General features: G+C 64.4%; 29 protein-coding genes. 15 read left to right on the top strand and 14 right to left on the bottom strand.

Features of this window, described 5'->3' with window-relative positions:
• Window positions 1-8: 8 nt before the first annotated feature.
• The 13 genes from AABM56_RS11635 to AABM56_RS11695 form a co-directional block, all read right to left on the bottom strand.
• Window positions 9-1,661, bottom strand: coding sequence for a cellulase family glycosylhydrolase (locus tag AABM56_RS11635; protein ID WP_347883241.1), 1,653 nt, complete (start codon window positions 1,659-1,661; stop codon window positions 9-11).
• A gap of 56 nt (window positions 1,662-1,717) precedes the next feature.
• A complete protein-coding gene (locus tag AABM56_RS11640; protein ID WP_347883242.1) occupies window positions 1,718-2,059 on the bottom strand; it encodes a hypothetical protein in 342 nt (113 codons plus the stop codon).
• A complete protein-coding gene (locus tag AABM56_RS11645; protein WP_347883243.1) occupies window positions 2,056-2,421 on the bottom strand; it encodes a hypothetical protein in 366 nt (121 codons plus the stop codon). The genes AABM56_RS11640 and AABM56_RS11645 overlap by 4 nt, the downstream gene beginning before the upstream one ends.
• 46 nt (window positions 2,422-2,467) lie before the next feature.
• Window positions 2,468-2,668, bottom strand: coding sequence for a hypothetical protein (locus AABM56_RS11650; protein ID WP_347883244.1), 201 nt, complete (start codon window positions 2,666-2,668; stop codon window positions 2,468-2,470).
• Between the two features lie 96 nt (window positions 2,669-2,764).
• The gene (locus AABM56_RS11655; protein ID WP_347883245.1) at window positions 2,765-3,451 is read right to left on the bottom strand and encodes a hypothetical protein; all 687 of its coding nucleotides are present in this window, start codon (window positions 3,449-3,451) and stop codon (window positions 2,765-2,767) included.
• On the bottom strand, window positions 3,448-3,897 hold the full coding sequence (locus AABM56_RS11660) for a recombination protein NinB (protein ID WP_145150854.1): 450 nt from the start codon (window positions 3,895-3,897) through the stop codon (window positions 3,448-3,450). Before AABM56_RS11660 ends, AABM56_RS11655 begins: the two co-directional genes overlap by 4 nt.
• Window positions 3,894-4,223, bottom strand: coding sequence for a hypothetical protein (locus AABM56_RS11665; protein WP_347883246.1), 330 nt, complete (start codon window positions 4,221-4,223; stop codon window positions 3,894-3,896). Before AABM56_RS11665 ends, AABM56_RS11660 begins: the two co-directional genes overlap by 4 nt.
• A complete protein-coding gene (locus AABM56_RS11670) occupies window positions 4,220-4,666 on the bottom strand; it encodes a RusA family crossover junction endodeoxyribonuclease (RefSeq protein WP_347883247.1) in 447 nt (148 codons plus the stop codon). The genes AABM56_RS11665 and AABM56_RS11670 overlap by 4 nt, the downstream gene beginning before the upstream one ends.
• On the bottom strand, window positions 4,659-4,940 hold the full coding sequence (locus tag AABM56_RS11675; RefSeq protein WP_347883248.1) for a hypothetical protein: 282 nt from the start codon (window positions 4,938-4,940) through the stop codon (window positions 4,659-4,661). Before AABM56_RS11675 ends, AABM56_RS11670 begins: the two co-directional genes overlap by 8 nt.
• A complete protein-coding gene (locus tag AABM56_RS11680; RefSeq protein WP_347883249.1) occupies window positions 4,933-5,496 on the bottom strand; it encodes a hypothetical protein in 564 nt (187 codons plus the stop codon). The genes AABM56_RS11675 and AABM56_RS11680 overlap by 8 nt, the downstream gene beginning before the upstream one ends.
• On the bottom strand, window positions 5,453-6,397 hold the full coding sequence (locus tag AABM56_RS11685) for a DnaT-like ssDNA-binding domain-containing protein (RefSeq protein WP_347883250.1): 945 nt from the start codon (window positions 6,395-6,397) through the stop codon (window positions 5,453-5,455). Before AABM56_RS11685 ends, AABM56_RS11680 begins: the two co-directional genes overlap by 44 nt.
• Window positions 6,398-6,400: 3 nt before the next feature.
• Complete coding sequence (locus AABM56_RS11690; protein ID WP_273860915.1) at window positions 6,401-6,712, bottom strand: CII family transcriptional regulator; 312 nt, start codon at window positions 6,710-6,712, stop codon at window positions 6,401-6,403.
• Between the two features lie 2 nt (window positions 6,713-6,714).
• Entirely contained in the window at window positions 6,715-6,960 is a 246-nt protein-coding gene (locus AABM56_RS11695) for a helix-turn-helix transcriptional regulator (RefSeq protein ID WP_347883251.1), read from the bottom strand.
• Between the two features lie 3 nt (window positions 6,961-6,963).
• Between AABM56_RS11695 and AABM56_RS11700 the strand changes: the two genes are divergently transcribed.
• The 14 genes from AABM56_RS11700 (at window position 6,964) to AABM56_RS11765 (ending at window position 17,303) form a co-directional block, all read left to right on the top strand.
• Window positions 6,964-7,713 (top strand): LexA family transcriptional regulator, encoded by a 750-nt coding sequence (locus AABM56_RS11700; RefSeq protein ID WP_347883252.1) that lies wholly within the window; start codon window positions 6,964-6,966, stop codon window positions 7,711-7,713.
• A 57-nt stretch (window positions 7,714-7,770) separates the two neighbouring features.
• Window positions 7,771-8,328, top strand: coding sequence for a Panacea domain-containing protein (locus AABM56_RS11705; protein ID WP_347883253.1), 558 nt, complete (start codon window positions 7,771-7,773; stop codon window positions 8,326-8,328).
• A 553-nt stretch (window positions 8,329-8,881) separates the two neighbouring features.
• Entirely contained in the window at window positions 8,882-9,376 is a 495-nt protein-coding gene (locus AABM56_RS11710) for a carboxypeptidase-like regulatory domain-containing protein (RefSeq protein WP_347883254.1), read from the top strand.
• A gap of 117 nt (window positions 9,377-9,493) precedes the next feature.
• On the top strand, window positions 9,494-9,754 hold the full coding sequence (locus AABM56_RS11715) for a DUF1654 domain-containing protein (protein WP_347883255.1): 261 nt from the start codon (window positions 9,494-9,496) through the stop codon (window positions 9,752-9,754).
• An 835-nt stretch (window positions 9,755-10,589) separates the two neighbouring features.
• Complete coding sequence (locus tag AABM56_RS11720) at window positions 10,590-10,976, top strand: hypothetical protein (protein WP_347883256.1); 387 nt, start codon at window positions 10,590-10,592, stop codon at window positions 10,974-10,976.
• Entirely contained in the window at window positions 10,976-11,197 is a 222-nt protein-coding gene (locus AABM56_RS11725; protein WP_338546832.1) for a hypothetical protein, read from the top strand. Before AABM56_RS11720 ends, AABM56_RS11725 begins: the two co-directional genes overlap by 1 nt.
• A complete protein-coding gene (locus AABM56_RS11730; RefSeq protein ID WP_347883257.1) occupies window positions 11,194-11,739 on the top strand; it encodes a hypothetical protein in 546 nt (181 codons plus the stop codon). The genes AABM56_RS11725 and AABM56_RS11730 overlap by 4 nt, the downstream gene beginning before the upstream one ends.
• Window positions 11,736-11,936 carry a hypothetical protein gene (locus tag AABM56_RS11735; RefSeq protein ID WP_347883258.1) on the top strand — a complete coding sequence of 67 codons (201 nt, stop codon included), beginning with the start codon at window positions 11,736-11,738 and terminating at the stop codon, window positions 11,934-11,936. Before AABM56_RS11730 ends, AABM56_RS11735 begins: the two co-directional genes overlap by 4 nt.
• Entirely contained in the window at window positions 11,933-12,718 is a 786-nt protein-coding gene (locus AABM56_RS11740) for a PD-(D/E)XK nuclease family protein (RefSeq protein ID WP_347883259.1), read from the top strand. The genes AABM56_RS11735 and AABM56_RS11740 overlap by 4 nt, the downstream gene beginning before the upstream one ends.
• Before the next feature lie 3 nt (window positions 12,719-12,721).
• Complete coding sequence (locus AABM56_RS11745; protein WP_347883260.1) at window positions 12,722-13,564, top strand: hypothetical protein; 843 nt, start codon at window positions 12,722-12,724, stop codon at window positions 13,562-13,564.
• A 5-nt stretch (window positions 13,565-13,569) separates the two neighbouring features.
• Window positions 13,570-13,770, top strand: a complete 201-nt coding sequence (locus tag AABM56_RS11750) for a hypothetical protein (protein ID WP_108582189.1) — start codon at window positions 13,570-13,572, stop codon at window positions 13,768-13,770.
• Between the two features lie 11 nt (window positions 13,771-13,781).
• Window positions 13,782-14,813 carry a DNA translocase FtsK gene (locus AABM56_RS11755; protein ID WP_347883261.1) on the top strand — a complete coding sequence of 344 codons (1,032 nt, stop codon included), beginning with the start codon at window positions 13,782-13,784 and terminating at the stop codon, window positions 14,811-14,813.
• A 5-nt stretch (window positions 14,814-14,818) separates the two neighbouring features.
• A complete protein-coding gene (locus tag AABM56_RS11760) occupies window positions 14,819-16,558 on the top strand; it encodes an AAA family ATPase (RefSeq protein WP_347883262.1) in 1,740 nt (579 codons plus the stop codon).
• A 28-nt stretch (window positions 16,559-16,586) separates the two neighbouring features.
• Complete coding sequence (locus AABM56_RS11765) at window positions 16,587-17,303, top strand: DUF3820 family protein (protein ID WP_347883263.1); 717 nt, start codon at window positions 16,587-16,589, stop codon at window positions 17,301-17,303.
• A gap of 68 nt (window positions 17,304-17,371) precedes the next feature.
• Here the strand turns inward: AABM56_RS11765 and AABM56_RS11770 are convergent, their stop codons facing one another.
• Window positions 17,372-17,899 carry a hypothetical protein gene (locus AABM56_RS11770; RefSeq protein WP_347883264.1) on the bottom strand — a complete coding sequence of 176 codons (528 nt, stop codon included), beginning with the start codon at window positions 17,897-17,899 and terminating at the stop codon, window positions 17,372-17,374.
• A 198-nt stretch (window positions 17,900-18,097) separates the two neighbouring features.
• Here AABM56_RS11770 and AABM56_RS11775 point away from each other — a divergent pair, with 198 nt between their 5' ends.
• Window positions 18,098-20,269, top strand: coding sequence for a DNA cytosine methyltransferase (locus tag AABM56_RS11775; protein ID WP_347883265.1), 2,172 nt, complete (start codon window positions 18,098-18,100; stop codon window positions 20,267-20,269).
• The last annotated feature ends 48 nt before the right edge of the window (window positions 20,270-20,317 follow it).

The raw sequence follows: 20,317 nt of genomic DNA on the forward strand, positions 1-20,317 counted from the left end.
GTGGTGCGTTACGACCTGGGCGACTTCCACTCGGCCATGCGTTCACCGGCGCGGGCCTTGATCAGGTCGCGGGTGGCGGCATGGCCTGCGTCGTCCAGGTTCATCTTCTCGCCGCCCATGGCGCCATCACCGCCGGCGATCCACAGGGTGACCGGGACGCCATTGGCCTTGGCCTCATCCAGAGCGCGGACCAACGCAGCACGCGCCGAATCGGTCGGAGGGATGCCGGTCTCACCGACGAAGCCGCGCAGGCCCTTCGCAGCGAAGTAGCTGTAGGCCGGGCGGAAGACGTTGGCCACCTGCTCCGCCGGGATGGCGTTCAGGTTGCCGCTGTTGTACTTGCCGCTGGAGTCGCCGCTGAGGTCGCCGTAGCCGTGCACCTCGGGAATCCAGTTGTTCGCCGGGTCCTTGATGCCAGCAGCGAAGGTGCCGCTGACGGTGGCCCAGTTGCGGGCCGAGGCCCACTGGTTGCCGCAGATGAACACCGGCTTGTTGGTGACCCGCCGGATGATCGGCAGCATCACGTTCGCGTCGGCTACCACCTTGGCCTCCATCGCGGTGACCGTGAGACTGTCCAGGGCGCCGCCCGAGGCGTAGGGCTCATTGCCCAGGCCATAGCCCAGGATCATCGGCTCATCGAAGGTCGTGACCATCGAGGCGATGTGATCGCCCAGGTCCGCGGCGCCCCAGCCGTTGACGTCGTCGATCAGCACCAGCTCCTGGCGCTTCCAGCGACCGCCCTGCCCGGCTGCTTCACCGGCCGGCAGCAGCGCACCGGTCTGCTTGCGCACGCCATCCACCAGCGCGGTCTGGTTGCGGTAAATGCGCCAGTAGTGGTGCGGGTCGAAGATGACCAGCGCCTCGCCGTTCGAGTCCTCGCGAATCCAGCCCAGCACAGTCCTCATCTTGGCGACGAAGGTTGGGTCGAGCTGGCCACCCTTCACCGGCAGGCCGGTCGAGTCGATCAGCGTGGCGCGCTGGAGTGCATAGGGGAAACGGATCAGCCGGACGCCCAGGTCCCGCACGTAGAGGCGGACGTCTGCACGGCTCGGCCATTTGAAGTGGGTCCCCGCCTCGCCTGGCAGCACCTGGTTGGCATTCGAGTGCGCGGCAAGGTTGATGCCGAGGAACGGGACGTTGCGCAGTACCGCAGGACCAGCGACCGGGTCCGGCTTCGGATCTTCCGGCGTCACCACGACGGGAGTCTCCGGTACCGGCTGCGGCGCTGGGGTCGGCGCTGGCTTGCCGTAACGGGCTCGAACGGTGGCGGGCTTGCCTACCACCTTGCCCGGGTTGGCGATGTTCTGGTCGATGGACAGCAGCAGCGTCGGATCGCGGCCTGCCAGTGTCTGAACCTCGACGACCTCCAGCACGTTCACCGCCTGGCCGGTAGCGAGCTGCACCACGACCTGGCCGGCGACGATGAGCTCGCTCATGGGCAGCATCAGCGACTTGTCGTAGGCGTTGATGACCTCGGTGGTCAGCGGCAGGCTGGCGGCCGGTGGCACTGGTGCCGGATCAGGCGTCGGCTCCGGTACCGGGTCAGGGGTCACGGGCTGGGCCGCGGCGAGCGCTGCCTCTATCAGGCCCTTGCCTGCGGTCTGAACATCAGCGATGGCTTGCGCGAGCTTCGCGCTGGCAGCGCCTACGGCGTCGGTCATGGTGCTTGCACTCCGGGGGTTGTGGGCGCCGGAATGCACAGCTCGGGCCACTGGGGTTATGGCTTGGCGGCTTGCGCCTCAGCCTTGATCACTGCCTCGGTCGCCTTGTTGGCGGCCTGCTCTGCCTTGGACGCTGCGCTCTCGACCCTGGGGCCGACCTGCAGCAGCAGCTTCTGGTTGATGTCCAGCAGCTCGCGGATCCTGGCGACGCGGGTGGCGTCTTGGCGCTCGTGCGACTCGGCGAGAATCTTCACGGTGTCGGCGGTCGTAACGGCGTTGTGCTGACTGCCCGCCATCCAGCTCGCGATGGCCACGGCCAGCAGTAGGAACCAGCTGCCGTGGTTGTCGAGCCACCGGCGGGACTTGCCCTTCTGGCGGGACATCTCTTGATCGGTCATGCGGTGTTCCTCTTGAGAAGCTCGGCCTTCAGCTCGGCGATCTCTTCCGTGAGGTATTGCATCTGCACTTCCATGCGGGCGATCTGCGCTTTGTTCTCCGCGAACTCGCGCACCAGGGCATTGTTGTTTTGCCGGGACTCTTCCAGCAGGCGCTGGGTCTCGGCCAGCTCGCCCTTGGTTTCCTTGTGGGAGGCCCGCTCCTCTGCCAGGGCTGTGTTCAGCCGCTCGCTCGCCGGGCCCCGCTTCTCGCGCCACTGGAGGAAGAGGTAGCCGCCGGCGAAGATCACCACGAGCAGGGCCCAGGCGATCCAGTCGCTGAGCCCAGCACCTGGACCAGGCAGTGGGGGCAGGTTGTTTGGCATCTGCCTCTCCGAACTGCGGGCATAAAAAAACCCGGCGGGAGCCGGGTTACTTGATGATGTTGAGGCGGATCAGAAGCCGGTTCAGCAGCACCAGTCCCCAGATCAGGGCCTTCCACCCTAACCATGCAGCAACACACAAACCCGCGATCACGAGCGGGCCGCGAAAGTTGCCGGAGCTACTGCCGTGCCCTCGTGCAACCGCATCGGTTGCAGCAAAAAGCAGGACAAGGAAACCGCGAAAGTCCATGAGGAACCTACAAAAAACCCGGCGCTTTGGCCGGGTTCTGAGATTTGGGTGCTGCTTCACACAATGGACAAATCATGCCGCCAGCCGAGAAATTGGTCAAGCGGCCGTTTTCATCTCCCGCAAAAGCCTCGCCACGGGTGCCAGTGCTAGCTGATCGAGATCATTGCACGCATCGAAACAGCGCTGGATGAAGTCGCCCCACTCCGAGTCCCAAGATTCCGACCGAAGCTCTACCCCATAGGTGTAATCCATGAAGTCCCGGAACCGCTCCGGTGTCGGCAGCGGATCTGGCGCCGCACTCTGCCCGCCCTGGTGCTGTCGCCGGTACCGGTAGAGCACGGCCTTCGCCACGAACTCAGCCTTCGCGAACTTCTTGGCGTACATCCGGGCGCCGCGCTGGTAGGCCAGTTGGAAAACGAACTCCTCGGCCGCCTCGCGCCAGAGGTCGTTGTTCTCCGGGTGGTACATATGATTGCCAAAGGCGAACAGGTCAGCCGGCAGGCGATCGACCACGTTGCGGACGTGGGCGCCGATCGTCTCGTTCACAAGGCCGGCCACGCCGCGCACGCGCTCGGTGTCCTGAAATTGCCCGACCAGGGCGAGGGACTCGCAATGGCGATTGGTGCCATCGCCCGGGCGGTAGAAAGCTTTGTGCCACTCTTCTCGGGCTGAACTCAGGCGCATCGGGGATACCTCGGAAATCTGGATTGCGACTTGCGCGGCCACCTGGCGGCGCAGACAACTGCTGGCGTCCCTGCCATCTCTGCCCTGGGTCGGCTTCAAGCCACCCGCCTCCTCTGTCCATAGATCGCCAGCATCAGGTCCTCAGGCTGGGGCAGCAGCAGCTGGAGGTGCTCGGCGCAGTAGCGGTCCAGGAGGTCGAGGTACTCGGCCATCTGAGCCTGGGTGAATCCGCTAGTCTTGGCGCGGCCGACCTTGAACTCGCCCCCGGCCGGGCCAGGCATGGCCACCTTGCGGACCTCGCAGGGCCAAAGCCGCGCCACCAGGATCTCGTGCCACTCCTGGGCGCTGGCGAACTGGCCGAAGCTGTCGGCCAAGTGCTTCTGGATCGCGTTGTTCCACATCCAGAGCAGGCGATTCTGGGCGTCGCTGCGCTGGCTGCGGATCTCGGTGATGGCGATCTTGCGGGGCTTCGATAGGTCGAGGCCGGCGAGGAAGGACAGCAGGCGGTCACGATCGGCAGTGGTGCGAATAACGTGGTCGGTCATGGCCGCTTCCTCCGCAGCTTCTGCTGGCAGCGCTGGCAGTGCCGCCAGTTGCCAGCGTCGAACATGGGCACGCGGTCGCTGGTGGTCACCTCGACACCGCATAGCGACCGCCAATGACGAACGCGGCCATGGCCATCCGGCCCGATCTGGTCGGCCTGGGTCTGCTTGAAGTAGTGCGCACAGGTCCAGGTCCCGAGCGGCATGAGCCACCCTTTCTCCAGCTCGGTCTTGAGGCCGGTCATCGTCACGCCCATGGCTGTCAGCTCGTCGTGCAGCCCCTGATCCACCATCGCCTGGTACAGGGGGAAGTCTGGCTCCTTGCTCATGCCGCCTCCTCCGTCATCAGCGGTACGATCCGGACCCGCACGCACGGGGTCTCGGCGTAGCGCTTGCGCACGATGGCGTCCACCACCTGGACGTCGTCGCGCCAGACCACGCCATTGAGGCCGTCGTAGATCGCCTTGATGACGTTGTCCATGTCGGGCTTCGTGGTCGGGAACACCTGCCCGGCGACGGCCTGGGCCTTCCACTTTTTCGACTTCGATTGAGGGATCGGCAGCAGGATCTGCAGCTCGACCATGACGGGGTGCGGGATTAGGCCCCGGCCGGCCATGGCTATCTGGGCGGCGTGGGCGATCAGGCCCTCATAGGCCACCGTCTCTTTCGGGGTGAACATGCGGGCATGGGCGCCTACCTTGCCGATGCGGGGACGGCCCTTGCCGATGGGCTTGCCCGGCACCACGAATTCCACCGCGGCGAAATCACGCATGGTCCTTCTCCTTGGCAGCCTGGCGCACTGGGACGGCGCCGTCGTGTAACGGCATCAGGTGGCGCTCTTCGACGAAATCCCAGTCGCCGTTGCTGTTCACGACCACCACCCAGGCAGGGCCTTGGCCCTTGCTGACCCACCAGGCACCATCCGGCCCGATGAACTCCTCTCCGGGCGTGGCACGGAACCGCAGCTCGACGGTCAGGCCGACCAGGCGCGGCGATACTCGGAATCCCGTCACCAGGGCCAGGTCCTCTGGCTTGAAGTCACGCATGGTTGTCTCTCCGGATGCCCATCTTGGCCAGCAGCATGGCGCGGGCTTGCTTGGGGTCGTTGGGAATGCCCTGGGCTTGCATCAGGTCCCGGGCCTGCTGGTGGCTATGGGCGAACTGCACCTGCATCGGCGACTTGTGATCGTGCTCGATGCCCAGCGGAATCGTGTCCTCAAGCGGCTTGCCCATGACGGCCCGGGCCCGGACGATCGAGTAGTTGCGCGCAAAGGTCTTGCGCAGGGTCTTGTTGTCCGGCCGCGCGGTGCGCAGGTCGTAGGTGCCGGTCTGCTTGGCGGCGACGCGGACAGCGTCGTGCTTGTACTCACCGCGCAGCGCCTGGTCCCAGGCTTCCTCCTCGGTGGGCAGACCGGGCACATGCAGGCACAGCTGGCGGAAGACGTTCGCCGGCGGCGGCCAGTCGAACTCGTCGCCCTTCTCGACCAGCAGGGTCAGCCCGTTGGCGATCTGGCGGCCGCTGATGTCGTGCAGCACGGTCGCCCAAACGCTGTCCTGGTCAGCTTTCTCGCCAAAACTCGACGTCCAGCGGTGGCCGTACATCTCCGCCATCTTCATCCAGAGCTTGTCCAGCAGCTCCTGCCGCAGCTTCTCGGGCTTTTCGGTCGGCGATGCCTTGGCGGACCCGGTCGACAGCAGAGAGGCTGCGTTGTCGACCAGCGTGAGCACCGGCTTGGGCTTGAGGTCTTCCGGGGTTGGCTTGTGCATGGCGGTGCTCCCGTTTCAGATGCTGGGCGAGCGCGTGCTCCCAGCGGGCTTGGGTTCGGTGTTCATCAGGGTTGGCGATCCAGAACGACCGGAACTCCAGGAGCTGGTCGGGATGGATCTGCACGCCGGCCATGGCGTTCATCGTCAGCGTGGCCTTGAAGGTCTGCGGGTTCGGCTCCCAGTCCGCCGTCATGGCGAACCTGGTGCGGGAGTTGGTTGCGCACGCACGCGGTGATGGTGGTGGTGTTGTAGTACCGGACTCCGGAAGTAGGTTGTTGCTAGCGGGTTGCTCAAAAAATAACCCGGTTGCAGCTATACCCTCCTCCTGCCTATAACCCGCGCCATTGCTGGGTTCTGGCTGGTCGTTGTTCGGTTGCTGCGTTGGTTGTAGCTCGGTTGTAGCTCGGTTGTAGCTCTTTTGGGCGGACTGATCCGTTCGGGCGTGGGGAAACTCGAACACCAGGGGTCCGATGACCTTTACCGCACCGATCTTTTCCATGCGTCGCACGGCCGATCGGTACTGCTCCCGTGTGATTGCCTTCGGTGCCGGACGCCCAGGGATGGGGTCGACGGTGAAGCCTTCGCGCAAGACGATCTCGTTGATCTTGGTCTGGAGCCCGGCAATGCCCGATGCGAAGTCCATGCGGCGCTTGAGGGCCACGTAGAGCTTCAGCAGCTCCGCCGGCTCGCCAGCGAACAGGGCCCATTCATCATCGTTGACCAGAACTGCGGTCATGACTCAATCCCAGCCCAGGGGTCCTGGGCGCTTCTTCTCAGCCTTCAGCCCCAGCTCTGCCAGGGTTTCGAGTGAGCGCAGGTATTCGGCGTTGACCACCACCGCAGAAACTGGAACGACTTGGAGTCCCAGGAGCGCAAACAGCTTTGCCCAGCGCTCTATCTCGCCTTCCTTCCAGCGCGACACGGTCGATTCGGACAAGCCGATTGCGTCCGCGACGGTCTTCTGGCCCACCGACACGAGTCGCTGCAAGACCAGGGATTCGATCTCCCGTGCCCTTGCAGATGGGTCTTGGCTTAATGCGGGTGTGCTCATGGTCAGGCCGCCGGTTGATTTACTTCCGGCTCGACGAAGCGCTCGGGATAGAGGATGTGAATCTCAGTGAGATCCCCCTCGAATACACCGCAAAGCTTCTCGGCCAGACCAGCGGATGGCCGCTGAACGCCTCTTTCAACTCGGGAAAGGTTCCCGGTATCGATCGCCTCGCCAGCAACGCGAAGTCGATCAACCACATCTGCCAGTCTCCAGCCCTTCTGGATCCTGGCTTTTTTCAAAGGAGTCATGGGATGACCTCTTGCCTGGACATTGGAGATTTGGATTCTGCGCAGTGCGCAGATTATTTGCAAGCCAAATCTGCGCAGTACGCTTTGCGCAATACGCAGCCCGAGCAGAACATTCCGCTCATGGAAATCGGCGACGTAATCCGCCAGGCCCGGAAGAAGAAAGGCCTGACTCTTGAGCAGCTTGCGCACCAGGTCGGTACCGACACTGGCAACCTGTCTCGCCTCGAACGCGGAAAGCAGGGTGCTAGCCAGGAGCTGCTATCAAAGCTGCTCGGGGCTCTGGGGCTATCGCTCAGCCTTGCGCAAGCAGACCAATCAAACGCAGATCCAGGCCCCTCCCTGACGACCCCCTTCCGGTCAGTGAAGATCGCGGGGACGGCCCAGCTTGGCGCAGAGGGTTACTGGACGGCACTTTCACCCAGTGATGGCCACGTCGACATCCCGACCCGGGACAAGGACGCCTACGCGCTGCGCCTCCGCGGCGACTCGATGTCCCCTGCGATCCGCTCCGGCTGGGTGGCAGTGTGCGAGCCGAACTCCCAACTGATCCCCGGCGAATACGTCCACATCAAGCTCAAGGGCTTCGATGGTGAGGGCGAGAGCATGGTCAAGGAGCTCCTCTACGCCAATGAGGAGGAGATCAGCGTGATGTCGATCAACGACGCCTTTGGCCGGCGGACCCTGGCCCTGGCCGATATCGAGTACATCCACCCGGTGCCCTTCATCGTGGCTCCCAGCAAGATCGTGCAGTGATCGGCACTTGACCTTAGCGTCGTGCTATGCTTCGCGCATAACCGAATGGAGTGAGCCATGCTCATCACTCATGAGCGCGAGAAGCTGATCCAAGCGATCATCTTCTTCGTAACCAACACCCGACACTGCCACAAGATCAAGCTGTTCAAGCTTCTCTACTTCCTCGATTTTGAGCATTTCAAGGAAACAGGAAGAAGCGTAACGGCGTCGGACTACTGTGCTTGGCCTTATGGCCCTGTGCCCGTCGACTTGATGGCTGAAATTGAGGTTCCTCAGCCGGATATGGCCGCCTCGGTAGCCTTCACGAACAAGTCAATCAAGGGTGGGACGCAGGTGATGCTCAACATTGAGCCTCGCGCTGAGTTCAATCCTGAGAACTTCACCAGGCGTGAGATGGGCATCATGAAGCGCCTTGCTGAAGAGTTCTTTGAGACGAAGTCGGAGGACATGATCGAGGCTACGCACCTCGAAAACATGCCTTGGGACAAGGTCTATAACCAGCAAGGAGCAAAACAGCAGCGGATACCATACGAGCTTGCGCTGCGTGCCCAGGAAGAAGAAGCCTTGCTGCGCGTGGCGCGCGATCGCAAAGAATTGATGGAGTGCCTTCGTTGACGCCAGGGTCGGTGTTCTTCGATGAGACGTTCCACTTCCATGATGGCGAGACCGGCGAAAAGCTATTCGTTGTGCTTGGAAGTGACGCATCGGTAACAGTGGTGGCAAAGACCACATCGCAACAGCATGGCCGAGGCGTTACCTTCGGTTGCCAGCCAGCGGACCGCTTTCAAAACTTCTTCCTACCCCCACACTGTTGCTACCTCAAAAAAGCAACGTGGGTTTGTCTGGACGAGTTCTACGAACTGAATGCAGTACAAATGCTGGCAAAGCGCTTCTCTGGCGGGGTTAAGCCTGTATGCACGCTGGAAGACCAGCTAATCCGTCAGCTCCAAGACTGTGCCATCGAGAGTCTCGATATAAGCCCCAAGCAGTTGAAGGCAATCATGTCATGCCTTGTCGGGCTATAGCACTCTATTCAGCCGCCCCTGTCTAGCTTAGCTAGTCATCCTGACCGTACCGCCCACTCCGCTATCTGGACAGTCCGTCACGTTCTGCGCCCCAGCAGGATCCAGTGGCTAGAATGACTGCTTCGACGACATGGAGGTGCCTTGTGAAAGAAATTCGATTGATGGCTGCAGCGGTCGCATTTGCTGCTCTTGCCGGATGCGTGACCCCACAGCCACCGCAGACCCGGATGTTCTTCCCCGTTTCCGAGTACGAAGCGCTCCCCCGCGCGGGCACCGGCGTGGTCGAGGGACAGGTCTTCATGAAAACCGTCGGTGGCGACGTGAAGTATGGCGCGGGTTCAGAGGTGCTCCTGAACCCGGTCACCTCCTATTCGGAGGAGTGGTATCGAGCGACCTTCATTCGGCATGTCTCACTGAGCCCTGCCGACACGCGGCAAGATCAGTACATCCGAACCACCCAGGCGGATGGCAATGGAAACTTTCGATTTGCGGGTGTTCCCCCCGGGGAATACTACGTCCTCTCTGATGTGTATTGGCAGGCGCCAACCCAATTCGGCATGTCCACGCAAGGCGGCCTTGTAGCAAAGCGAATCTCGGTCGAGAACGACCAGACGGCCCGTGTGATCGTCACCCCGTAGTTGTCCCCTGATAGCCGAGGCCCGCCAAGCGCGGGCTTTTTCATGTCTGGAACCTTGCCGCTTCGCCCTGTGTCGCATACTGTATATTTGAACAGTGTCACAGAGAGGAGATGTCCTATGTCCCGCCGCAATACCCCTGCAATCGCCGCCCAGTCCATGACCACCAGCTATGAGCGCCTGTCACGTCGGATCAATGCCCATATCGCCGAGCCCCATGCCCAGCTCGAACAGCGGTGCACCGTCAGGCGCCTAGACACGGACTGCGACGACGATTGGGAACGCGTGCTGGACGAGATGCGGGAGGTCGACATCGTCGAGGTGACGTGTCGAGGGGATGACGTGGAGTTCGCCTGGAAAAATCCAGAGCTGAATGGCTAGCCCTCCCCCCCCCTTGAAAGAAGCCCGCCGAGTGCGGGCTTTTTCATGCCAGCAAGAAACTGAGAATTTGCGAATTCTGCGCTTGACGCAGATTAGCATTCTGCGCAAAATGCAAACCATGAACTGCGCACCACGCAGATTCGGGTAGCTCCACCGCCCCTGCTCTTTCACAATCCGACGCAACAAAGAAACCACAGACCGCATTGCCTCTACGGCGACCGGCAATCAGACAGGCCCGAAAGCCTGCCCACGCGAAGGCGACCCCGAGGGGCGACCGGGACGGCTGATTGAGGGCACCAGGCCCGCTCCGCGAGAGCGACCCGTATGCAATGCGCAGTCCCGAAAAGAGATAGCGCGCCTAGCTTCGGCGAAGGGCGCGCCGGACCTCATGCACCCTGCCCCACACACCCGGGCACCCAGAGCTGCAGCGTGCATGTTGTAAGGACCTTTGATCCACGGCGAATAGGCACTGATTGCCGCTGTGGGGAGGAAGCTCGAAGCCCACCACCGAGAACCTGACACCTGCAATCAGCGGCGGGGAGACGGCGGCGCCAGTGCCGAGGACTGGATGACAGCCGGAAAGACGGCCCGATCGCCTGGTTCGCCAGGCTGCATCGGGGTGTGATCTGCACCTAAGCGAGGCACCGGGTAGATAACCCGGCGAGCCACTGAGCACGGTCGGCAGAACGGCCGCAGGCAAAGGCAGGGTTCGCTACCCGCGCAGATCACACCCCGATGCAGGAGACGGAGTCGCGCCAGCTAGCAACGCCAACAGGTGCTGGCACTGCATCACCCATTCCCCCCGCGCCGTCCGGCGCCCATCGAGACCCCAACCATGACCAAGACCGCATGGGTCGAGCAATGGCTCGACGAGGCGGCCGAGGATCTGCTCGCCGGCCACCCGGTGAAGATCGACGGCGCCACCGTTGTTGAACCGCTCGACTTCTACATGGCCCTGCTGCTCGCCTTCGACGCCAAGCGCGAGGCCGACAACCACTTCCAGGCAGACCGTGAGGCCCTGCTGCTCGGCGCGGTGCTGAACAGCCGCGGCGACCCTGCAGACGGCCACCTGTTTGCCGTCATGGGCGGCCGGGCCGAAGTGCTGGCCATCGCCGCCGACCTGTGCGAGCCGCACGCCGACCGCGCCTACACCCAACACCTGGCCGACGAGGAAGACGAGCGCGGCTGGATCGAATACCAACGCAGAAAGGATGCCGCCTGATGGACCACATCGAACGCGCCGAGCGCGCCCGTGAATCAATCCGCCGCGAGATCAACGCCATTGATACCGCTATCGAGCCTTCCATCGTGAAGGCCCGGGCGGACGCCAAGATCGAGCTGGCCAGCGATCAGCTCCTCATCAGCAGCCGCGAATGGCTGCTGTTCATGAACCAGGCCGACACGCTGTATCGCGGCCGAGTGTTTGGGAGTGCTGCGGCATGACTATCGACTGGAGCAAGGCGCCGGAAGGCGCGACGCACTGGGACTCACGTGGAAACGCATGCAGTCTCGGTTTCATGAAGCCAGGTCTTCGCACCGGTGAGTGGGAATACGCTGGCTGCGGCGGCCACTGGGTTCTTTATGGTCGGGCCGATATGAATTTGATCAATGCCATGATTCCAAGGCCGGCGCCTTGGTCCGGCGAAGGCCTGCCGCCGGTGGGCATCGTGTGCGAGGTAAAGAGCGGGCACGGAGAATTTCCCACCTTCGTGCTCTGCGAGGTCATTGCCCACTTCGATGGCGAGACCAAGCCTTGCGCCGCTTATGTCTATACCCAGCACGATGGCACTCGCCTAGTGGGTCAAGGGACAGAGCAGGCATTTCGCCCAGCGCCCACACCCGAACAAATTGCGGCCGAAAAGCGGGAGCAAGAGATTTCGGAGCTGGCGAACGATTTCTACATAGTGGGCTTCAGGAGTTATCGGATCACTGCAGAGGATCTGCACAGGCTCGGCTACCGCAAGACCGAAGGCGGTGCAGCATGACCACCTCCTCCGCCCCTACCATCACCGCCGACCAGGTCGCCGAGGCTGAAGCGCGCCACACCCTGCTGCTGCGCACCAGGCAGTCGCTGCCCGAGGCCTTGGGCCTGCCGCCGGAGACCCGGCTGATCGACACCCCGATCCGCTCCCCGATGATGCGCCGGCCTGGTCGGCGCTGGTCGGTCGAGGTGGCGTCGTGAACATCGTCACCATCCGCGCCAGCTCGCTGGCCGAGCTGTTCGATTGCCCGGCGCGCTGGGAAGCGAAGCACCTCCTCGGCATGCGCAGCCGCTCCAGCGGGGCGGCGCACCTGGGCACGTCGATCCACGCATCCACCGCTCTGTTCGACCAGGCGACCATGGATGGCGCGCCGATCAGCGCGGACGACGCGGCCGGCCTGTTCGTCGACACCCTCTACAACCCAGAGCACGAGGTCGACTGGGAGGACAGCGGGCCGAAGCAGGTCGAGCGCATCGGTCTGACGCTGCACAGCCGTTATTGCGCCGACATCGCGCCCACCCAGGACTATGTCGGCATCGAGGTGACGTGTGCGCGCCTGGAGATCAGCGACCTGGGTCTGGCGCTCACCGGCACCACCGACCGCATCCGCCGGGTGGATGGACAGCTGGGCATCAGCGACCTGAAAAGTGGCGCCCGCGCCGTGGGCTCTACCGGCGTCGCGGTCACCGCCGGCCACCGACCGCAGCTTGGCGTCTACGAGCTACTCGCCGAGTTCGCCATCGGCCAGCCGCTGACGGCGCCCGCCGAGATCATCGGCCTGAAGACCGGCGCCGGCCCGTGCGTAGGCCGCGGCGAGGTCACAGGCGCCCGCCAGGCCTTGGTCGGCGATGAAGACAACCCCGGCCTGCTCCAGATGGCCTCCCGCCTAATCCATGGCGGCCTGTTCTACGGCAACCCGAAATCGGTGCTGTGCTCCGCACGGTACTGCCCGCGCTATCCCACCTGTCCCTACAAGGGGTGACCCATGAGCAACACCTCCACGCTGCAGTCGCTGCAGCAACGCCCGGCGCGTGAGCAGATGCCGGTGTCGATGAGCTTCTTCAACCTGGAAGGCTTCGAACTGATGCAGCGCATCGCCAAGGCCTTCGTCCAATCCGACCTGGTGCCCAAGCAGTACCAAGGCAACCTGCCGAATTGCCTGATCGCCCTGGACATGGCCCAGCGCATCGGCGCGAACCCGCTGATGGTGATGCAGAACCTCTACGTGGTGCACGGCACCCCGAGCTGGTCGAGCAAATTCCTGATCGCCACGGTGAACACCTGCGGCCGCTTCAGCGCGCTGCGCTACGAGTGGAAAGGCGAAGCGGGCAAGCCGGACTTCGGCTGCCGCGCCTGGGCCATCGAGAAGGAGACCGGCGAGCGCCTCGACGGCATCTGGGTGACCTGGCAGATGGTCAACGCCGAGGGCTGGGCCAGCAAGAGCGGCAGCAAGTGGAAGACGATGCCCGACCAGATGTTCGTCTACCGCGCTGCGGCGTTCTGGCAGCGCGCCTACGCGCCGGATCTGGGCATGGGCCTGCAGACCGAGGAAGAGGTCCGCGACGTCTTCGACGCGAAGCCTGATGCCGGCGGGAACTACGCGGTGGACATCGACGCCCTCCGCCAGGCCGAGGCCGCGCCCCGGAACGTCGATACCGCCACCGGCGAGATCCTGGACGCCGAGCCGGAAAAGCGTGACGAAAAGGCCGAATCGGTTAACACCGAGGCCGAGAAACGCGACATATCGGCCGAAAAGGCTGACACCAAGCCGGAAAAGGCTGACACCGGTGCCGCCCAGGTCGACACAGACGACTTCAGCATGGAGTGATGGCCATGGCCAGCCGGACCGTAGAGGAGCTGTTCGACCGCGTCGAGCAGTTCACCGCCCTGCTGGCCGCCGCTGAGGACGGCGCGGATACCGACTGGGAGATCCAGTTCACCACCGATATCCGCGACCAGTTCGAGCGCTACGGCGCCCACACCTACCTCAGCGACGCCCAGCTGCAGTCGCTCAACAAGATCGCCCACCAGTAGGAACCCGCCCCATGAAAATGGAACACCGCGCCATCATCGAAAGCGCAGAGCGCCACGGCTGCCGCCCCTCCGAACTCGCCCACCAGCTGCTGGTGCACGACCTGATTGAGACCTGCCGCTTCGAGCTGCACAACCTCAAGGCGCCCTATCACAAGCTGAACGAGGGCCAGCAGCAGGAGGTGATTGACCGCCTCACCGAGAAGGTCGAGGAAGCCGTCGAGCTGGCCGTCCGGATCATCGCCGCGCGCGACGTCGTGTCGGTCCCGATGGACATCCGGTCGATCAAGGTTGAAGCCAAGGCCCTGACCGTCACGGCCAAGGTCGACGCCAACGAGCCATCGAACGCCGAGCTGACGAAGTCCGCCGGCAAGCTCTGCCTGCTGGTGCTGGCGCCGAACGATTACAACGATGGCCTGGACGGCATCCAGCCCGACCGCGATCAGTCGGACCTGCCGCTGGCGGCTGCCGACCTGCTGGGCAGCCCAGAGGAGCTGGAGAAGCGCCTGGGCGGCGGCGGTGACCGTGACGACCTGGAAGACGACGTCCTGCTGGAAGAGGCGACCCGCTTCGTCATCAGCAGCCGCCGGGCATCGATCTCGGCCATCCAGCGCGCGCTCAAGATCGGCTACAACCGCGCCGCCCGCCTGGTCGAGGCGATGGAGATCGCCGGGACCGTCTCGGCCATGGACAGCACCGGCGGCCGCGAGGTGATCGCCCCTGTTCCTGAGGGCGCCGCCGCAGACGGCCAAGCCAACGAAGCCGAGTCGGAAGACGACACCCCGGAGGACGCCGCCGCGCCGTACCCCACGGCCTACGGCGTCGTGCCCTACTCCGACGTCTGCGCTGTCCTGGCCCGCAGTACGCCGCCAGTAACCATCGACTACCTGCAGAGCCGGTTCGCCATTGGCAGCGATGCCGCTCGCGCCCTGGTAATCCGCCTGCTCGATGACAAGGTCATCGCCGTGCAGAGCGAGGCGGAGAACCCGCTGCACAACACCTACCGCGTCACCAAGGACCTCGACGAAGTCGTCTCGATGGAGTAACCAGCATGCGCATCACGAACATCACCGTTACCAACGTCCAGGGGCTGCGAAATGCAGCCCTTGCCGTATCTGAGCCCCTGCTGCTGGTGTCCGGTGACAACGGCGCCGGCAAGTCCAGCCTGCTGGACGCCATCAGCATGGCGCTCACCGGCCAGCCGCGCCGGGTGTCCCTGAAAAAGGAGCTGGATCGCCTGGTCACCGAGGGCGCCAAGAAAGGCGAGGCTCACGTCGTCTACACCGACGCCGCAGGTGAAAGCCAGACCGCCTGGATGATGCTGCCGGGTGGTAAATCGGTGGTAATTCCTGATGCGCCGTTCCTTCCCTTCGTGCTGGAGGCCGCGAGGTTCGCGGCCCTGGATGGTAAGGAGCGCCGGAAAGTCCTGTTCGACCTGACCGGTGCGGGCGCCGGCGCTGCCGAGGTGGCCCGCCGCCTGGAAGCCCGGGGCGCCGACCTAGCGAAATTCGAGAAGGTGAAGCCGCTGCTGCGCGGTGGCTTCCCTGCCGCCGAGGCCCAGGCCAAGGAATACGCTGCCGAGTCGCGCGGCGCCTGGAAGGCCATCACCGGCGAGAACTACGGCAGCCAGAAGGCCGAGACCTGGGAGCCGGAGCTGCCTCCCACCACCGTCACCCAGGAGCAGATCGCCGAGGCTGCCAAGGCCTTGGCCGATCTCGACAGTGACCTGGCCGAAGCTCAGCAGACCCTCGGCGGCCACAAGGCCAACGCCCAGGCCGCGGCGCAGCGCCAGGCCCAGGTGGCCCAACTGCGCGACACCGCAGACTTGCTGCAGCGCCGCCAGGAGAAACTCAATGCCGACCAGGCCCGGGTCGCCGAGTGGGAGCCGAAGGTAGCCGAGGCCCAGCGCGCTGCCGCCGGCGAGCCTGCGCATGACCCGCTGGCCTGCCCACACTGCCAGGGCCAGGTGCTGATGGAGCGCGGCCAGTTGGTGGCCTATGTGGCACCGGAGAAGGTCGCCGACCCCGAGGCCGCCCGCCGCCTGACCGAATACCAGAGCTATCTCCAGAGCGCCCAGCGCGCCGTGGCGAACAGCCAGCGCGACGTCGATCAGTCCCGCACCGCTGCTCAGCAGCTGGCTGACATGGAGCAGCAGGCCGCCGCAGCGCCGGATGCCCAGGCGATGCAGAACGCCGAGCAGGCCATCACGGAGCTCCGCCAGGAGCGGGACAAGGCCCGAGCCAAGCACCAATCGCTGCTGGATGCCCAAGGCGCCATCGCCGGCCGCGACGCTGCGATCGCCAGCGCCGCCCAGCACCATGCCGATGTCGTGGCCTGGTCGCTGATCGCCGATGCCCTGGCGCCCACCGGCATCCCCGCCGAGATCCTCGCCGGCGCGCTGGACCCGTTCAACGAGCTGCTGGCGGCCCAGGCCGCGGTTGCCACCTGGCAACCGGTGGTCATCACTCCCGAGATCGACATCACCTACGGCGGGCGCCTCTACGGCCTGCTCTCGGAATCGGAAAAGTGGCGGGCCGATACCCTGCTGGCCATCGCCATCGCGCGGCTGTCCGGCATCCGCCTGGTCCTGCTCGATCGCTTCGACGTGCTGCAGCCCAGCGCCCGCCCCCAGGCGCTGAAGCTGCTGCTGGCACTGACCCGCTCCGGTGACATCGATAGCGCAGTGATGGCCGGAACGATGAAAGAGCCCATGGCCAAGGTGCCGGCCGGAATCCAGCAGGTCTGGATCCAGGGTGGCGTGATCACCGAGACCGAAGCCCGGGCCGCATAAGCGGCCTTTCACCATTCAAGGAGCAGACATGAACCCCATCATTTTCGACACCGAGACCACCGGCACCGACCACCAGAGCGACCAGATCATCGAGGCCGCTTGGGTGGTGCTGCCCGACACGCCTTCCGCCTTCATCACCACCCGTTCGCCCGATGAGTTCGAGCACTACCACGAGCGGTTCAAGCCCACCGTGGCGATCAGCCTCGGCGCCCAGGCGACCCACCACATCATCTGCACCGACCTGGTGGATTGCCGGGAACACACACAGTTCGCGCTGCCGCCCGGCGATGTCCTGATGATCGGCCACAACGTGGACTTCGACTGGCGCATGGCAGGCGAGCCCAAGCGGGTACGCCGCATCTGCACCCTGGCGCTGAGCCGCTTCCTGTTCCCCGACAAGGACAGCCACACCCAGTCGGCGATGATCTACATGATCGGGCGCCGCTATGGTCGTGAGGCCTGGGCCCGGGACCTGCTGCAGAACGCCCACGCCGCGCTCGACGACGTCCGCAACTGCGCGCTACTGCTGCGCTTCCTGCTGAACATGGCCGGCGAGCAAGGTCATCAGATCGACACCTGGGACCAGGTCCATGCCCTCGCCGAGCGTGCCCGCATCCCGACGGTGATGCCCTACGGCAAGCACAAGGGCACGAAGATCAGCCAGATCCCCGGCGACTACAAGGCGTGGCTGCTGCGCCAGGCGGATGTTGATCCCTACTTGGTGCAAGCGCTGCGGGCTGGCTGACGCTTTTCGATTACGGGCGGCCATTACGCCGCTCTCTCTACTAGGCCTAAACAGAGGAGCCTAATAAGCTAGACAGACTCCCTAATTAACAACTTATCTAGCGCAGCATATACATTCTTATCAATCTTCGCGCAAAAGTTACCTAGCGTTGTATTGGCAAAGACCTCCAAACCATCGCGCCTGTTACCGCAGTCCTTTTCAATGTACTCCTGCAGTTTTTTAAGCGCGGAAGTTGTAAGTAATCCGGAACCCTTCTGACCATACTGAAGCATCATCGGGAACGGCTGACTTACAGTCGCATACCCGTAGAATCCAAGGAAATCTTCAGAATGCTTGGAAGTAAATCCAAACGCAGTAACGGTCGCAGGGCGCTTGCCATTTGAAACAGCACTAAGCTCTAACCAAGTGCACGGCTGACCCATTTCTATCGTTACAACCATACGCGCTTGCACTTTCAGACTTTCGGTATCTTCCAATGACTGGCGATGGGCGAGCCAGAGAGTGACAACGACTGCCAGTAGTGCGCCAATTCCTGATACCCAGTCACCGAGACTACCAAGATTTAGCAGATATCGGTCGGCAGTCTCGGGGTTCATATGAATAGCGAGCGCGAACCCACCCGTGAACCCCGCAACCACAGCTACGACGCAGATAAGGGACAGCCAATACCTATTTAACTTCATAGCTCACCCGCCGAGATTCCATTCTTCACCGCTCCTGCAATAGCGCAACGTCGCGCGCATTGATCTTACACCACGCCCACCTTCGCTAACCCCACCGAAAAGGAACCGAACATGACCGCATTCCAGCGGCGGGCCTCGCTCGACTTCAAAACGCAGTACGGCCTGGGCTTCAGCAGCCAGGACGACGAGATCATCGTGGACTTCTTCTGCGGTGGCGGCGGAGCCGGTACCGGCCTGGAAATGGGCCTGGGCCGCCCGGTGGCCGTGGCCAAGAACCACAGCGCGGCGGCGATCAGCATGCACACCGCCAACCATCCCACTGCCAGGCACTTCACCACCGACGTATTTGATGGCGACCCGGATGCCGAGTGCGCGGGCCGCCCGGTCGGCTGGTTCCACATGAGCCCCGACTGCACCCACCACAGCCAGGCCGCTGGCGGCCAGCCGCGGAAGCGCGAGATCCGCAACCTCAGCTGGATCGGGCTGAAGTGGGCCGGCAAGAAGCGCCCCCGGGTGATCAGCCTGGAGAACGTGAAGCAGATCCTGCAGTGGGGTCCGCTGATCGCCAAGCGCTGCAAGGCGACCGGCCGGGTGATGAAGGTCGACGGCACGGTGGCCGCCCAGGGCGAGCGCGTGCCGGTGCACCAGCAGTTCCTGGTGCCGGACCCGAAGCGCAAGGGCCAGACCTGGTGCCGTTTCGTCCAGCTGCTGCAGGGCATGGGCTACCAGGTGGAGTGGCAAGTCGGCCGGGCCTGCGACTACGGCGCGCCCACCAGCCGCGAGCGGCTATTCATGATCGCCCGCTGTGATGGCCAGCCCATCGTCTGGCCGGCGCCGACGCACGCCAAGGCCCCGGCCAAGGGCCAGAAGAAGTGGCGCAGCGCCAGCGAGTGCATCGACTGGTCGATCCCCTGCCCTTCGATCTTCGAGCGGAAGAAGCCGCTGGCGGCCGCCACGCTGCGCCGGGTGGCCAAGGGCATGCGGAAGTTCGTGCTCGACGCCGCTGACCCCTTCATCGTGCCGATCGCCAACTGGTCGCAGGAGGTCGCGCTCTCGACGGCCAACCCGCTGCACACCGTCACCGCCTGGCCGCGGGGTGGCTCGTTCGCGGTGGCCAGCCCGGTGTTCGCGCCAGCCACCCACCAGGGCGGCGACCGAGTGAACGACCCGCGCCAGCCCCTGCCCACTGTCACCTGCGCAAACCGCGGCGAGCAGATGCTGGTGAGCCCGACTCTGGTAGGGCTGGGCGGCCCGGCCTACGCAGGAAAGCCTGCTGACGCCGGCGCGCCGCTAGGTAGCATCCTGACCGAGAACCACCGGGCCATCGTGGCGCCGACCCTGGTGTCGGTCGGCTACGGCGAGCGGGATGGCCAAGAGCCTCGGGTGCCAGGCCTGGACAAGCCCCTGGGCACGGTGATGGCCGGCGGCATCAAGCACGCGGTGGCAGCTGCCCACCTGGTGAAATTCCGCTTCGACTCAGCCGGCGCAGCAGCCGACGAGCCGATGCCCACCATCACCAGCGGCGGCAACTGCCAGCGCCCGGCCGGCGCGGCCCATGCCATGGGCGTCTGCACTGCCTTCCTGGAGCAGGCGAACGGCGGCTTCAATGCCACGCCAGCGCACAGCGTAGAGCGGCCGATGACCACCGTGACCAACTCTGGCAGCCAGCAGCGCCTAGCGGTGGCCACCCTCGCCCACCTCCGCGGCAACTGCGATGCCCGGGCGCCGCAGGACCCGCTGCACACCATCAGCGCCGCGGGCCAGCACCATGGCGCGGTCACCGCGTTCCTGTCCCGTCAGTTCGGCGCCTCCATCGGCCAGGGCGTGGACGAGCCGGCGCCCACAGTCACCGCGGGCGGCGGCGGCAAGACCTCGGTGGTCGAGCTGCAACTGGCGCCCGAGGTTGAAGCCGGCGCCCTGCGCGTGGCGGCCTTCCTGATGAGCTACTACGGCACCGACAACACCAGCCGGCCTGACGAGCCGTCGCCCACGGTCACCACCAAGGACCGCCTGGCCCTTGTCACCGTCACCATCCAGGGCACGCCCTACGTGGTGGTGGACATCGGCCTGCGCATGCTGCAGCCGCGCGAGCTGTACCGCGCCCAGGGCTTCCCGGATGACTACCAGATCGACCGCGGCGCCGACGGCAAGGCCTTCACCAAGAGCCAGCAGGTGCACATGTGCGGGAACAGCGTCAGCCCTCCCCACATGGCAGCGATCGCCCGGGCCAACGACCCCTGGCGTGCCGCGGCAATGGCGCCGAGCAATACGGCCGCCGCCTGACCTCTCCCCCGCGCGCCACCCGCTGGCGCGCCGACCACAGGTATTGAT

Source organism: Pseudomonas aestiva (assembly GCF_039908605.1).
GTDB lineage: Bacteria > Pseudomonadota > Gammaproteobacteria > Pseudomonadales > Pseudomonadaceae > Chryseomonas > Chryseomonas aestiva.